We start from the raw sequence: 14209 nt of genomic DNA, 5'->3' as shown, positions 1-14209 counted from the left end.
ATCCTTTAATTAATCGACGTTCAGCGCGTCATTAACCAGATCTTGCTGCTGTTTCTGGTGAACGGACATATACCCTACCGCCGGAGAGGCGGAGGCCGGACGGCCTGCATAACGCAGAGCAGATCCAAATGGAATCACTTCGCGGAAGTGGTGCTGGCTGCAGTACCATGCGCCCTGGTTAAGCGGCTCTTCCTGGCACCATACGAAATCATGCACGTGAGCAAACGGCTTCAGCGCTTCCTGCACCGCCTGGTGCGGGAACGGATAGAGCTGCTCAATGCGCACAATCGCTACATCTTTTTGATCGCGCTTACGGCGCTGCTCAAGCAGGTCGTAATACACCTTGCCGGAACACAGTACCACGCGTTTAACTTCTTTCGGATCCAGCTCGTCAACTTCGCCAATCGCAGGCAGGAAGGTGCCGTTCGCCAGCTCGTCCAGCGTGGAAACCGCCAGCGGATGACGCAGCAGGGATTTCGGCGACATCACCACCAGCGGACGACGCATACCGCGCAGCGCCTGACGACGCAGCATGTGGTAAACCTGCGCCGGAGTAGACGGCACGCAAACCTGCATGTTCTGCTCGGCGCAAAGCTGGAGGTAACGCTCAAGGCGCGCAGAGGAGTGCTCAGGGCCCTGACCTTCATAGCCGTGCGGCAGCAGCATTACCAGACCGCACATACGGCCCCATTTCTGCTCGCCGGAGCTGATGAACTGGTCGATAACAACCTGTGCGCCGTTCGCGAAGTCGCCGAACTGGGCTTCCCAGATGGTCAACGTGCGAGGTTCGGCGGTTGCGTATCCATATTCAAAGGCCAGCACGGCTTCTTCAGACAGCACGGAGTCCCAGACTTTGAACTCGCCCTGGCTGTTATGGACATGCTGAAGCGGAGTATAGGTAGAACCGTTGGTCTGATTGTGAATCACAGCGTGACGATGGAAGAACGTACCGCGGCCAGCATCTTCACCGGACAGACGCACGGAGACGCCTTCATCAACCAGCGTAGCGTAAGCCAGATTTTCAGCCGCGCCCCAGTCGAATTTCTTGGTGCCGTTCGCCATTTCCTGACGATCGCTATAGATTTTCGCCACGCGGGACTGCATTTCTACGGATTCCGGCGCGCTGCTGATGCGTTTGGCCAGCTCCTGCAGACGCTTCATCTCAACCTTGTTCGGGTAGCTTTCATCCCAATCGTGGTTAAGGTACGGCGACCAGGTGAAGGAGTGCATGTTCATCGGGCGATACTCTTTCACCACGCATTCACCGGCGTCCAGCGCGTCGCGATAGAGGTTCACCATTTCGGTAGCATCCTCAAGCGTCGCCAGATTTTCCTGCTCCAGACGATCGGCATAAATCTTACGCGGCGTCGGGTGTTTCTTGATTTTCTGGTACATCACCGGCTGGGTTGCGCTTGGCTCATCAGCTTCGTTATGGCCATGACGACGGTAGCAAACCAGGTCGATAAAGACGTCTCGTTTGAAGGTGTTACGGAAATCTAATGCCAGACGGGTTACGAACGCCACCGCTTCCGGATCGTCGGCGTTAACGTGGAAAATCGGCGCCATCACCATCTTACCGATATCGGTACAGTACGGCGTGGAACGCGCATCCAGCGGGTTGGAGGTGGTGAAACCAATCTGGTTGTTGATAACGATACGTACGGTGCCGCCAACTTCGTAACCGCGAGCCTTGGACATGTTCAGGGTTTCCTGAACCACGCCCTGGCCGGCTACCGCGGCATCGCCGTGGATGGTAATCGGCAGAACCTGGTTGCTGCCTGGTTTGTCCAGACGGTCCAGACGCGCGCGCACGGAACCGATAACCACCGGGCTTACGATTTCCAGGTGCGACGGGTTAAACGCCAGCGCCAGGTGAACCAGGCCGCCTTCGGTTTCAACGTCGGATGAGAAGCCCATGTGGTACTTCACGTCACCCGTGCCGAGATGTTCTTTATGCTTGCCCGCGAACTCGTCGAACAGGTCCTGCGGTTTTTTACCTAATACGTTGATCAGCACGTTGAGGCGGCCGCGGTGCGCCATCCCCAGTACCACTTCACGCGTGCCGCTCTTGCCCGCGTGGCGGATCATCTCTTTGAGCATTGGCACCAGCGCGTCGCCGCCTTCCAGCGAGAAGCGTTTCGCCCCCGGGAATTTCGCCCCCAGATAACGCTCCAGGCCTTCAGCGGCGGTCAGCTCGCTCAGGAAGCGTTTTTTCTCTTCGGCCGTAAAGGTAGAGTGCCCCACCACCGATTCGATACGCTGCTGGATCCAGCGCTTCTCTTCCGTGCTGGTGATATGCATATATTCCGCGCCGATGGAGCCGCCGTAGGTTTGTTTCAGCGCGTCAATCAGGTCGGCAAGCTTCATGGTCTCTTTGCCGCTGGCAAAAGAACCCACGTTAAAGGTTTCCTGAAGATCGGCATCCGTCAGGTTGTGGAAAGCCGGATCGAGATCGGCAACCGCGTCCTGTTTCCACAGGCCAAGCGGATCGAGATTAGCCGCCTGATGGCCGCGGAAGCGCCATGCGTTGATAAGCTGCAGCACTTTGACTTGCTTAACATCGGTGTCAGGGTCGGTTATCGCGGTGGAGTAACGTGAGGCATCCTTCGCCAGACGACGGAAATAATCACGTGTTTTAGAATGGAATTGATCCGCTCTGGCTCCGGTTCCGGGTAACTGCTGGAACATTGAGCGCCAGTGCGCATCAACAGAGTCAGGATCGGTTAAGAAGTCTTCATAGAGCTGCTCTATCCAGGACTGGTTCGCACCCGCCAGGTAAGAGGAATCCAGCCAGGCTTTCATTTCGCCGTTCTGCATCGTGATCCCTTAAGCATTTTTCTGCTTATTCGCCGTGGATAACTATAGCGTACACGTCTGGTACACATTCCAGGGTTCACTTTCAGCGGACCTGTTGCCGTAGTAAGACGGCCCGCGAAGGAACCTTTAAAAACTGTCTACATGGCAGTTTTTAAAGGTTTCCTGCAACTCCCCCTCCCCGCCGGGAGGGGGAATAACATTAAGCGCTTCTTTGCAGCAGCATCGACTTAATATGGCCGATGGCTTTCGTCGGGTTCAGCCCCTTAGGGCATACACTGACGCAGTTCATGATGCTATGGCAGCGGAATACGCTGAAAGCGTCGCTCATTCCGTCCAGACGATTAGCCGTCTCGGTGTCGCGGCTGTCGATCAGGAAGCGATAGGCGGCCAGCAAACCTGCCGGACCGATGAACTTGTCCGGATTCCACCAGAACGACGGGCAGGAGGTCGAACAGCAGGCGCACAGAATGCACTCGTACAGACCATCCAGTTTTTCACGCTGCTCCGGCGACTGTAAATGCTCGCGAGCCGGTGGATTTTGCCCATTATTCAAAAGGTAAGGCTTAATCTTCTCATATTGGGCATAGAACTGCCCCATGTCCACCACCAGATCCCTTACGACCGGTAAACCCGGCAGCGGGCGGATAACAATTTTCTGTTTCCCGTTACCCAGCGCGGAGATTGGCGTGATACAGGCCAGACCGTTTTTACCGTTCATGTTCACGCCGTCGGAGCCACAAACGCCTTCACGGCAAGAGCGGCGAAACGCCAGCGTCGGATCTTGTTCTTTCAGTTGAATAAGCGCGTCGAGCAGCATCATGTCGCGCCCTTCTTCTCCTTCCAGGCTGTACTCCTGCATGCGCGGAGCATCGTCAACGTCCGGGTTGTAGCGATAAATAGAGAATTCGAGTTTCATCACTTTGCTCCGCTATTAGTAAGTACGCACTTTCGGTGGGAATGCCGGACGCAGTTTCGGCTGCATGTTCACCTCGCGGCGGGTCATGCTTTCTGAATCTGGCAGATACAGACTGTGGCACAGCCAGTTCGCATCGTCACGGTCCGGATAGTCGAAGCGGCTATGGGCGCCACGGCTTTCAGTGCGGAAGTTAGCAGAAACGGCGGTGGCAAAAGCGGTTTCCATCAGGTTATCCAGCTCCAGGCACTCCACACGCTGGGTGTTGAATTCGCTGGAGGTGTCGTCAAGACGGGCGTTTCTCAGGCGCTCGCGGATAACTTTCAGTTGCTCAAGCCCTTTGGCCATCGCGTCGCCTTCGCGGAATACCGAGAAGTTATGCTGCATGCATTCCTGCAAATCTTTACGAATTTGCACCGGATCTTCACCGTCGCGGTTACCGTTCCAGCGGTTCAGGCGTTCCAGCGCAGCATTAATCTGTTCTTCGCTGGCATCGCGCAGCTCGCCCTGTTCGGCGATAGATTCCAGCAGGTGCAGGCCGGCCGCGCGCCCAAATACCACCAGGTCCAGCAGCGAGTTGCCGCCCAGGCGGTTAGCGCCGTGTACCGATACGCAGGCGATTTCGCCTACGGCGAACAGGCCTGGAATCACAACGTCTTCACCCTGCTCATTCACCGTCAGCGCCTGGCCGGTGACTCTGGTCGGAATACCGCCCATCATATAGTGGCAGGTTGGGATAACCGGGATTGGCTCTTTAATAGGGTCAACGTGCGCGAAGGTGCGGGAGAGTTCCAGAATGCCCGGCAGACGGGATTCGAGCACCTCTTTGCCCAGATGATCGAGCTTCAGTTTTGCGTGCGGGCCCCATGGACCTTCGCAGCCGCGGCCTTCACGGATTTCGATCATGATGGAACGCGCCACCACGTCACGACCTGCAAGGTCTTTCGCATTCGGCGCATAACGCTCCATAAAGCGTTCGCCATGTTTATTCAGCAGGTAGCCGCCTTCGCCACGGCACCCTTCGGTAACCAGAACCCCCGCACCGGCGATCCCGGTTGGGTGGAACTGCCACATTTCCATATCCTGTACCGGCACGCCTGCGCGCAGCGCCATGCCAACGCCGTCGCCGGTGTTGATATGAGCGTTAGTAGTGGACTGATAAATACGGCCCGCGCCGCCGGTCGCCAGCACGGTTGCTTTCGCTTTGAAGTAAACCACTTCACCGGTTTCGATGCACAGCGCGGTGCAGCCCACGACTGCGCCATCGTCGTTTTTCACCAGGTCTAATGCATACCACTCGGAGAAAATCGTCGTTTTGTTTTTCAGGTTCTGTTGATAAAGCGTATGCAGAAGCGCATGGCCCGTACGGTCGGCCGCCGCTGCGGTACGCGCCGCCTGTTCGCCGCCGAAGTTCTTCGACTGGCCGCCAAACGGGCGCTGATAAATTTTTCCGTCGTCAAGACGGGAGAACGGCAGACCCATATGTTCCAGCTCCAGAATCGCTTCCGGGCCGGTTTTACACATATATTCAATGGCGTCCTGGTCACCGATATAGTCGGAACCTTTTACCGTGTCATACATATGCCATTCCCAGTTGTCTTCGTGGGTATTACCAAGCGCTACGGTAATACCGCCCTGCGCGGAGACGGTATGGGAACGGGTTGGAAAGACTTTAGACAGCAAGGCACAGGTCTGGCCCGACTGGGAAATCTGCAGCGCGGCGCGCATACCTGCGCCACCGGCACCGATGACGACTGCATCAAACTCTCTGACTGGTAAATTCATTACACACCCCACACCACAACAAATCCATAAATGACGTACACCAGCAGAGCCACAACGATAAGAAGCTGTAACCCAAGACGAATCGCTACCGGTTTAACGTAGTCGGTCAACACCTGCCACATGCCAATCCAGGCATGGATTAAAATCGAAAACAGAGCCAGCAGGGTGAACACTTTGGTGAAGGCGGAGGCGAAGAATCCACGCCAGACTTCATAGGTTACATCGCCGGTAACGGCGAAAAAACCGATCATATAGATAATGTACAGGGTGAGTACGATGGCGGTGGCACGAACCAGCAAAAAGTCATGCACGCCATTGCGACCTAATGCGGAGGCATTGCTTACCATACGAGGACTCCTGCGAGAATTGAAAGCACGACAGTTAAAACAAAGCAGATATTTGCGGATCGTTTGCCCGCTGCAAAAGTTTCTTCCAGATAACCGACATCCATCATCATATGGCGAATCCCGCCAACGGCGTGATAAGCAAGCGCGGTAAGAATGCCCCACATAATGAACTTAACAAAGAAGCCGCTCATCATTGATGAGGCAGAGAGAAAACCTTCAGGAGAGGAGAGTGACAGACCTAACAGCCAAAGCAGAATGCCGACAGCCACAAAGGTGATCACGCCGGATACACGATGGAGGATGGAAGCGATGGCAGTCACGGGAAACTGAATCGTTGAGAGATCCAGATTGACAGGTCTTTGTTTCTTCGCATTTTTTATCATGAATAGCGCCCACATGCTGTTCTTATTGTTTCCTTCCTCCGGATCTGCAGGCGGGGTCAGACAGCGTGAACTTTCTATAACTGTGCGTCATGCAAAAACAGCTACGTCCAGACGCCAAAAAAGCTGGCTACAACGCTGGGTGGCGCCCGGTGGCAAGGTATTCCGGAGACCTGGCGGCAGTATAGGCTCTTCACAAAATCATTACAATTAACCTACATATAGTTTGAAGGGTTTTGCTCGGAACAGTGAGCAGGATCACGATAACAACATTATTTTAAAATTTAATCATCTGATTTGACAAAAGTTAAACATTATTGTTACAAACAAGGCCAGAAAAGCCGTATAATTCGTAAAAGTTATAGGGTCAGCCTTTCACCTGAGAATAAGTTATGTAACAGTGTGTCGGTCTTGACCCAGTCAATCAGGACAGTTATTAGTGGTAGACAGGTTTGAATGATATGGACTGCTAACACCCTGATTTGCTGTTTTTTCGCCTGCGTGGCTACGTTACCTGCAAGCGCCCATCGCTCTGTACCCTGGCTGTATCCCTTTCGAAACAGAGCTGCGAGCCAAATAACAAACTGGTAATGAACATGGCGGGCTCGAATGCAAATCGGGCGCCCGCAGTCTTATGAAATAAGGCGCTAAGGAGACCGTAAATGGCTGATAAAAAAGCAACCCTCACCTACAATGGTGATGATGCTATCGAACTGGATGTGCTAAAAGGCACGCTCGGTCAGGATGTAATTGATATCCGTAGTCTTGGTTCTAAAGGTATGTTTACTTTTGATCCGGGTTTCACCTCCACCGCATCATGCGAATCAAAAATCACCTTTATCGATGGTGACGAAGGCATCCTGCTGCACCGTGGTTTCCCGATTGATCAACTGGCGACCCACTCCAGCTATCTCGAAGTAAGTTATATCCTGCTGTATGGCGAAAAGCCGACCCAGGAAGAGTTTGACGAATTCAAGACTACCGTCACCCGCCACACCATGATCCACGAGCAGATTACCCGTCTGTTCCACGGTTTCCGTCGTGACTCGCATCCAATGGCCGTTCTGTGCGGCGTGACCGGCGCGCTGGCCGCGTTCTATCACGATTCTCTGGATGTGAATAACCCGCGTCACCGCGATATCGCCGCCTTCCGTCTGCTCTCCAAAATGCCGACCGTTGCCGCGATGTGTTACAAATATTCTATCGGTCAGCCTTTCGTCTATCCGCGCAACGATCTCTCCTATGCCGGTAACTTCCTGAATATGATGTTCTCCACGCCGTGCGAGAAATACGAAGTTAACCCGATTCTGGAACGCGCAATGGACAGGATCCTGATCCTGCACGCTGACCACGAGCAAAACGCTTCCACTTCAACCGTGCGTACCGCAGGCTCTTCCGGGGCAAATCCATTCGCCTGTATCGCTGCCGGTATCGCTTCCCTGTGGGGACCAGCACACGGCGGCGCTAACGAAGCCGCGCTGAAGATGCTCGAAGAGATCAGCAGCGTTGAACACATTCCGGAATTCATCCGCCGCGCGAAAGACAAGAACGATTCTTTCCGCCTGATGGGCTTTGGCCACCGCGTGTACAAAAATTACGACCCGCGTGCCACCGTAATGCGTGAAACCTGCCATGAAGTGCTAAAAGAGCTGAATCTGAAAGATAACAGCCTGCTGGAAGTGGCGATGGAACTTGAACATATCGCGCTTAACGACCCGTACTTTATCGAGAAGAAACTCTACCCGAACGTGGACTTCTACTCCGGCATCATTCTGAAAGCGATGGGCATTCCTTCTTCCATGTTTACCGTTATCTTCGCGATGGCGCGTACCGTGGGCTGGATTGCGCACTGGAATGAAATGCACGACGACGGCATCAAAATCGCCCGTCCACGCCAGTTGTATACCGGCTATGAGCAGCGTGATTTCAAATCTGATTTGAAAAAATAAGCGCTGGCTGGCGGATGGCGCATTGCTTATCGGCCCTACGATTGTTCAGGCGAACGTAGGGCGAATAAGCGTCAGCGCATCCGCCGGTAAGCTTTAAAGCTGACAACGAGGGCACCAGTAAAAAGGCCGCGACGAAAGCATCGTTTTCTCTATCACCCCGCCGCAACGCTCGCATTTCTTCCCCGCCCGATGAAATACCTTAAAGCTAAAAATAGCGCCGTGGTGTTTATTTTCATCCACGCTGCCGCGCGTATTGTACGAAAGTCGCGGGATATCCAGCAGCGCGTTTGCCAGCCTGTCGAGCTGAACGTCTGTAAGATCCTGCGCTTTGTGCTGCGGGGCAAGCCCGACGTGCCAGAGGATTTCAACCCGCAGATAGTTACCCAGCCCCGCGAGAAAAGCCTGATCCAATAGCAGACCGCTGAACTGTCGCTTACGAAATCGCGCCGACAAAAGACGCTCTTTCACCTGCTGCGCCGTCAGCGTTAAATCCAGCACATCCGGCCCTACGCGCAGCAAAAAGGGATGCTTCAGCAGCTGTTCATCGTCGAACATGGCAATATCGGAGGCGCTGTAGAGCAATATAGCTTTGTCCGCCGTCTGCAACTTTACGCGCAGCACGCGCGTGGTTTGCGGTATTTCCCCCGAATTAACCACGCGCCACACGCCGTAAAGCTGATTGTGGCTGTACAAAGTGTTTCCGTTGGAGAAACGCGTCAGCAGCGCTTTTCCACGCGTTTCTATACGCTCAACTTTTTGCCCGATTAACGCCTGTTCAAAGCTTTTCAATTCGGGAAAAGCAAACCAGACATCGGTTAAAGGCTTATCCAGAACGGCGGCTTCAAGCGCGTCCGCCGCCCGTCTGATTTCCGGTCCTTCAGGCATCATAACCCCCGGGTTAAATCAGTCGCCATCATTCAGCCTCCAGGCCAGTTGCTCAAGGTAGATCTGCCGCTCGTGGCGAGCCTTAAGCGCTTCTTCCAGCGTGCACTGCACAAAATGGATCGGCTCGCCCAGGCGCAGCTGCGCCAGATGATACATATCCGCTTCAATCACGCAGGCGATTCGCGGGTAGCCGCCGGTTGTCTGCGCATCGTTCATCAGGACGATCGGCTGGCCGTTATGCGGCACCTGCACGACGCCCGGCAACAAGCCATGGGATAACAACTCGCGATCGGTATTACGTTCTAAACGCTGCCCCTGGAAACGGTAACCCATCCGGTTGCTCTGCGGGCTGAGCTGCCAGGGCAGGCGCCAGAAGCTCTCCTGCGCGGAACGGCTAAACTCGTGATATTCAGGCCCCGGGAGCGCACGAATGCGATTGCCCCACAGGAGCTGTTTTACGCCGCGCGCCTCGCGGAAATGGCGCGTTGAAGGCAGAAGCGGGATCGTATCGCCGTCCCGTAACAGGCGTCCGGCAAATCCGCCGACCTGCGCTTTCAAATCGGTGCTTGCCGATCCCATCAATAAAGGGATATCCAGCCCGCCCGCAACGGCGACATAGCTGCGCATGCCCCTTTGCGGAGACTGAAGACGGAGCTGTTGCCCGGCTTTCACCGGCAGCCGCCATCCCGTCCAGACAGCATGACCGTCCAGCTCCGCATGACAGCCCGCCCCTGTTAAAGCAAACCAGCCATCCTGCGTAAACTCAATCACGCACTGACCAAGCGTGATTTCTAACGCGGCGCTTTCGGGGTCATTTCCCACCAGCAAATTGGCGATGCGCAAAGCCGGCCCGTCCAGCGCGCCGCAGCGGCTGACGCCCAGCTGACGATAGCCATAGCGCCCGCTATCCTGCACAGAAGTGTGCATCCCGGCACGAATAATCTTCAGCACACGCCCTCCTTCTGAGGCACAAAGCGCACGGTATCGCCCGGCGCTAACAACGCTGGCGATTCCATCGCAGGGTTAAACAGTTTTACGGATGTCTGGCCGATAATCTGCCAGCCGCCGGGCGTCGCAAGGGGATAAATTCCCGTCTGGCTGCCGCCGATGCCGACGGAACCCGCCGGCACCAGCAAGCGAGGCTCAGCGCGGCGCGGTGTTTGTAACGACGCAGCAAGCCCGCCGAGGTAGGCAAATCCGGGCTGAAAGCCGAGGAAATAAACCACATATTCAGCGCCGGAATGCTGCTCCACAACCTGACGGGGCGTCAGGCCGCTATGTTCCGCAACCACGTCAAGATCCGGCCCGACTTCGCCGCCGTAGAGAACAGGGATCTCAATGCGCCGTGAGTCAGGGATCATCGCTTCGCTTTCTTCCCACCAGCGCTGGATCCGTTCGATGCCGTCCAGCGCCAGGCTCTGCGGCTCGCGCAGCACGACCGTAATGTTATTCATGCCCGGGATCACCTCCCGTACCGCATCGGCTTCTTCCAGCCTGCGGGTCAGTCCCCAGATACGTTGCTGGCTCTCAAGGGATATCGGCGGCTCCAGCTCCAGAACCACCGCGCTTTCGCCTAGTAAATAACACCGCGCTCTTTGCACTTTTCCTCCTGAATATCGCGTTATGCCGGGTTAGGAATATCGATAAAGGTAACGTCCAGATCCGTTTCGCTGTTGAGCCAGTCGCTCAGCGCCTGGATGCCGCCGCGTTCGGTCGCGTGGTGGCCGGCGGCATAAAAATGCAGGCCTTGTTCACGCGCCGAGTGGATGGTTTGTTCGGAAACTTCGCCGGTAATAAACGCGTCCACGCCAAAACGCGCGGCGCTGTCGATAAAGCTTTGCCCACCCCCGGTGCACCAGGCGATGCGACGAATGTTTTCCGGCCCGGTATCGCCGCACCACAGCGGCGTGCGGCCAAGCCGTATCTCAATCCATGAAGCAAGCTCCACCCCGGAAAGCGGCGCTGGAAATTCTCCCCACGGCACCAAAGGCTCTATTTCACCTTTAGTTTCAATGCCCAACAGGGAGCCTAACTGCGCGTTATTACCCAGCTGCGGATGCGCATCCAGCGGCAAATGCCAGCCGTAAAGATTGATGTCGTTCGCCAGCAGCGTTTTCAGACGGTTACGCTTCATGCCGCGAATAACCGGTGATTCGCCTTTCCAGAAATAGCCGTGGTGCACAATCACCGCGTCGGCATTCTGCCGCACCGCCTCGTCCAGCAGCGCCTGGCTTGCCGTTACGCCGGTAATGATTTTGCGAATCTCCTCGCGTCCCTCAACCTGCAGGCCGTTTGGCGCGTAATCGCTTATCGCCGCGCTGTTGAGTTTCTCATCGATCAGGCGTTCCAGTTCGCTATTTTTCATCTTATTGGTCTTCCGGTTTTCGGGCCGCCTCATAGGCGGCAAGTGTCGCAGTACGTGCCTGCTTATGGTCAACAATCGGGCGCGGATAGTCCAGAGTCTGCTGCTGTTTATCGGCCCACATCCAGGGAGAATGAATATGTTTGCCGGGAACGATCCTGAGTTCGGGCACCCAGCGACGAATAAACGCCCCTTCGGCATCAAATCGCTCCCCCTGCGTGGTGGGATTGAAAATGCGGAAATAGGGGGCGGCATCGGTGCCGGTGGAGGCCGCCCACTGCCAGCCGCCGTTATTTGCCGCAAGATCGCCATCAAGCAACTGCGAGATAAAATAGCGCTCGCCCGCCCGCCAGTCGATGAGCAAATCTTTTACCAGAAAGCTGGCTGCGACCATACGCAGGCGGTTGTGCATCCAGCCCGTGGCGTTGAGCTGACGCATTGCGGCATCGACAATCGGGTAGCCGGTTTTCCCCTGCTGCCAGGCTTTCAGATGCCCATCATCCTGACGCCAGCGCACCTTGTCTGTCCATGGGATAAACGGATGAAAGCGGCAGAGCTTAGGGTAAGCTACCAGCAGGTGACGATAAAATTCACGCCAGATTAATTCGTTTAACCAGCTAGCTCCCGCTCCGCCTTCCAGCGCCTGCGGATGCTCCTTTAATAATCGGTGAAGACACTGACGCGGTGATATCACCCCAAGCGTCAGCCAGGGCGATAAACGGCTGGTCCCTTCCACTGCCGGAAAATCTCGTTGTGCAGAATAGTCGGCGACAGGACGCAGGCAAAACTCCCGAAGCTTTGCGATCGCCGCACGTTCGCCGAGGGGAAACAGCGCGGTATCCACTTTTTCACGCGGATAATTAAACGGCGCTGGTTCTTTGATGGCGAGCGGTTCGCCACGCGGAGGCGGCGCCGCCACGCATTCCGGCAACTCTTCCCGCAGGCGTTTAATACATGCCTTGCTGAACGGAGTAAAAACCTTATACATCTCATGATTGCCAGTGGTCACGCTGCCGGGCGGCAGAAGCACGCTGTCGTCAAAACCCTGGCATATCACCTCCCGCCCGAGGGTTTTCTCCGCCGCCGCATCACGCTCGCGTTCATTGATTTCATACTGATAGTTGTAGAACAGCGCATCGACGTTCCGGCTGGCGCAGAAGTTTTTCAGGCATGCAATGGAAGCGGCGAAATCGGCCACCTGTTTTATGCAAAGCTCTATCCCTCGTTCGGCCAGAGCGTTTTGCAGCGCCAAAAGATGCTGCCAGATAAATTCTGCCTGACGGGGCGACATATTGTGCTGCCGCCACTGCTCAGGCGTGGCGATAAAAAAGCCGATAACCTTAGCCTGCGGATCGCGGCAGGCCGCCGCGAGCGCCAGATTATCGGAAACACGTAAGTCATTGCGAAACCAGACCAGATGAGTGGCCATACAACTCCCTGAATTAGTTGCCGTAGCGCAGGCGTAAAGCTTCCGGATAGGGTTCAAAATAGCGTTGCTGCGCTAAATACTGGTCAGGATATTCTGCCATGTAATGTTTTAACAGGGTGAGAGGCGCCAGAAGCGGCTGGGTTCCCTGCCGGTAGCGATCGATAAGCCCCGCTAACTCCTGACGCTGGCGGGAGCTTAACTGGCGACGGAAGTAGCCCTGAACGTGCATCAGCACGTTCGTGTGGTTGCGGCGCGTGGCCTGGTGCTCAAGCAAGGCCATTAAGCGCTGGCGGTATTCGATAAAGAACGCATCCAGCGAATCCCAGTTTTCGATATCCGCGACAAAGCGCCCGAGCTCGCGATATTGCGGCTGGGAATGCGCCAGTAAAAGCAGCTTATAGCGGCTGTGAAAACCGATAAGCCCGCCTCTCGTCAGCCCTTTTTTGCGCAGGTTATTGAGTTCGAAAAGCGTGTAAATACGCTCGACAAAATTCTCGCGGATGGCAGGATCCTGTAAACGACCGTCTTCTTCAACGGGTAGCCAGGGCATCTGGCTTTTAAGCTCTGCGGTAAAGATCCCCGTACCGCTTTTACGGTTGTTATTTCCCGCAGGCTCGTAAACCCGCACCCGCTCCATGCCGCAGCTCGGCGATTTGGCGCAAACGATATAGCCGCAAAGATGTTCCAGCCCGGCGATACGCCTGGCGGAAAAATCCCGCATCGCCGGGGTTAAATCCCCTTCGGTACGGTTGCTAAAGCGAAGCGCAATTTCGCCTTCATCGATTTTAACCAGACGCAGCGCCGGACGCGGCGTAGGCAAGCCTATCGCCATCTCCGGACAAACTGGCTCGAAACGCACCCAGGGCGCAAGCTCGTTAACGGCAAAGGCCAGCCGCTTATGGCCGCCGTCAAAACGGACCTTCTCCCCGAGTAAACAGGCACTGATGCCGACCGGAATGTTGTCGCTCATGGGCTGGCTCCTTTGTGTTGAATCCTAAGTGTAGCAAGTTGCCATAACAAAAAAGGCTACCCCTTCGGGTAGCCTTTTGGCTTCAGTTCAGGCTTCAGTAGAAGTCGCCGGAGGCGGCTTCCGCCTGAGCCATCCAGACCGGCTGATCGCTGGTTTTCGACCAGACGCGGTGCAGGTAGCTGTAAAAACGCGCGCGATCTTTCCAGAACAGCATCACCGGCAGCGCCAGCACGCCAATGATGACTGCGAAGGTGCGACGCAGGATAACCTGATGCGCAGGATATTCTTTGTATAAAGACATAGGCTTCTCCCTTTATTTTGTGACCGGCAGCAAAAGCCGGGAATTCAGAACTTGTTATCTGAACAAAATAG

14 protein-coding genes are annotated in these 14209 nt (G+C 55.5%); 2 read left to right on the top strand and 12 right to left on the bottom strand.

Going from position 1 to position 14209, the window contains the following annotated elements; translation table 11 throughout:
• Window positions 1–9: 9 nt before the first annotated feature.
• The 5 genes from sucA to sdhC form a co-directional block, all read right to left on the bottom strand.
• Window positions 10–2817 carry a 2-oxoglutarate dehydrogenase E1 component gene (sucA, locus tag WLO31_RS05820; RefSeq protein ID WP_435929557.1) on the bottom strand — a complete coding sequence of 936 codons (2808 nt, stop codon included), beginning with the start codon at window positions 2815–2817 and terminating at the stop codon, window positions 10–12.
• A 199-nt stretch (window positions 2818–3016) separates the two neighbouring features.
• Entirely contained in the window at window positions 3017–3733 is a 717-nt protein-coding gene (locus WLO31_RS05815; protein ID WP_435929556.1) for a succinate dehydrogenase iron-sulfur subunit, read from the bottom strand.
• A 15-nt stretch (window positions 3734–3748) separates the two neighbouring features.
• Window positions 3749–5515, bottom strand: coding sequence for a succinate dehydrogenase flavoprotein subunit (sdhA, locus tag WLO31_RS05810; protein ID WP_435929555.1), 1767 nt, complete (start codon window positions 5513–5515; stop codon window positions 3749–3751).
• Window positions 5515–5862 carry a succinate dehydrogenase membrane anchor subunit gene (gene sdhD, locus WLO31_RS05805; RefSeq protein WP_435929554.1) on the bottom strand — a complete coding sequence of 116 codons (348 nt, stop codon included), beginning with the start codon at window positions 5860–5862 and terminating at the stop codon, window positions 5515–5517. Before sdhD ends, sdhA begins: the two co-directional genes overlap by 1 nt.
• Window positions 5856–6260, bottom strand: a complete 405-nt coding sequence (gene sdhC, locus WLO31_RS05800; protein WP_435929553.1) for a succinate dehydrogenase cytochrome b556 subunit — start codon at window positions 6258–6260, stop codon at window positions 5856–5858. Before sdhC ends, sdhD begins: the two co-directional genes overlap by 7 nt.
• Window positions 6261–6539: 279 nt before the next feature.
• On the opposite strand from sdhC, the gene WLO31_RS05795 reads away from it, so the two are divergent.
• Together WLO31_RS05795 and WLO31_RS05790 are read left to right on the top strand one after the other, a co-directional pair.
• Window positions 6540–6698: a hypothetical protein gene (locus tag WLO31_RS05795; RefSeq protein ID WP_435929551.1), complete on the top strand. Its 159-nt coding sequence runs from the start codon at window positions 6540–6542 to the stop codon at window positions 6696–6698.
• A gap of 206 nt (window positions 6699–6904) precedes the next feature.
• On the top strand, window positions 6905–8191 hold the full coding sequence (locus WLO31_RS05790) for a citrate synthase (protein WP_435929549.1): 1287 nt from the start codon (window positions 6905–6907) through the stop codon (window positions 8189–8191).
• Between the two features lie 93 nt (window positions 8192–8284).
• Here WLO31_RS05790 and nei read toward each other — a convergent pair whose 3' ends face one another.
• The 7 genes from nei to WLO31_RS05755 all read right to left on the bottom strand — a co-directional run bounded on the left by nei (window position 8285) and on the right by WLO31_RS05755 (window position 14138).
• On the bottom strand, window positions 8285–9076 hold the full coding sequence (nei, locus tag WLO31_RS05785; protein WP_435930525.1) for an endonuclease VIII: 792 nt from the start codon (window positions 9074–9076) through the stop codon (window positions 8285–8287).
• 18 nt (window positions 9077–9094) lie between these two features.
• Window positions 9095–10027, bottom strand: a complete 933-nt coding sequence (gene pxpC / locus WLO31_RS05780) for a 5-oxoprolinase subunit PxpC (protein ID WP_435929548.1) — start codon at window positions 10025–10027, stop codon at window positions 9095–9097.
• Window positions 10021–10677 carry a 5-oxoprolinase subunit PxpB gene (pxpB, locus tag WLO31_RS05775; protein WP_435929547.1) on the bottom strand — a complete coding sequence of 219 codons (657 nt, stop codon included), beginning with the start codon at window positions 10675–10677 and terminating at the stop codon, window positions 10021–10023. Before pxpB ends, pxpC begins: the two co-directional genes overlap by 7 nt.
• A 20-nt stretch (window positions 10678–10697) precedes the next feature.
• Window positions 10698–11441, bottom strand: a complete 744-nt coding sequence (locus tag WLO31_RS05770) for a type 2 GTP cyclohydrolase I (protein ID WP_435929546.1) — start codon at window positions 11439–11441, stop codon at window positions 10698–10700.
• 1 nt (window position 11442) lies between these two features.
• Complete coding sequence (gene phrB / locus WLO31_RS05765) at window positions 11443–12867, bottom strand: deoxyribodipyrimidine photo-lyase (protein WP_435929545.1); 1425 nt, start codon at window positions 12865–12867, stop codon at window positions 11443–11445.
• A 13-nt stretch (window positions 12868–12880) separates the two neighbouring features.
• Window positions 12881–13837: a YbgA family protein gene (locus WLO31_RS05760; protein ID WP_435929544.1), complete on the bottom strand. Its 957-nt coding sequence runs from the start codon at window positions 13835–13837 to the stop codon at window positions 12881–12883.
• A 94-nt stretch (window positions 13838–13931) separates the two neighbouring features.
• Window positions 13932–14138 carry a YbfA family protein gene (locus tag WLO31_RS05755; RefSeq protein ID WP_435929543.1) on the bottom strand — a complete coding sequence of 69 codons (207 nt, stop codon included), beginning with the start codon at window positions 14136–14138 and terminating at the stop codon, window positions 13932–13934.
• Window positions 14139–14209: the final 71 nt, after the last annotated feature.

It is taken from the genome of Dryocola sharpae, assembly GCF_051307055.1.
Lineage (GTDB): Bacteria > Pseudomonadota > Gammaproteobacteria > Enterobacterales > Enterobacteriaceae > Dryocola.
This window is presented reverse-complemented; position numbering and strand designations above follow the sequence as displayed.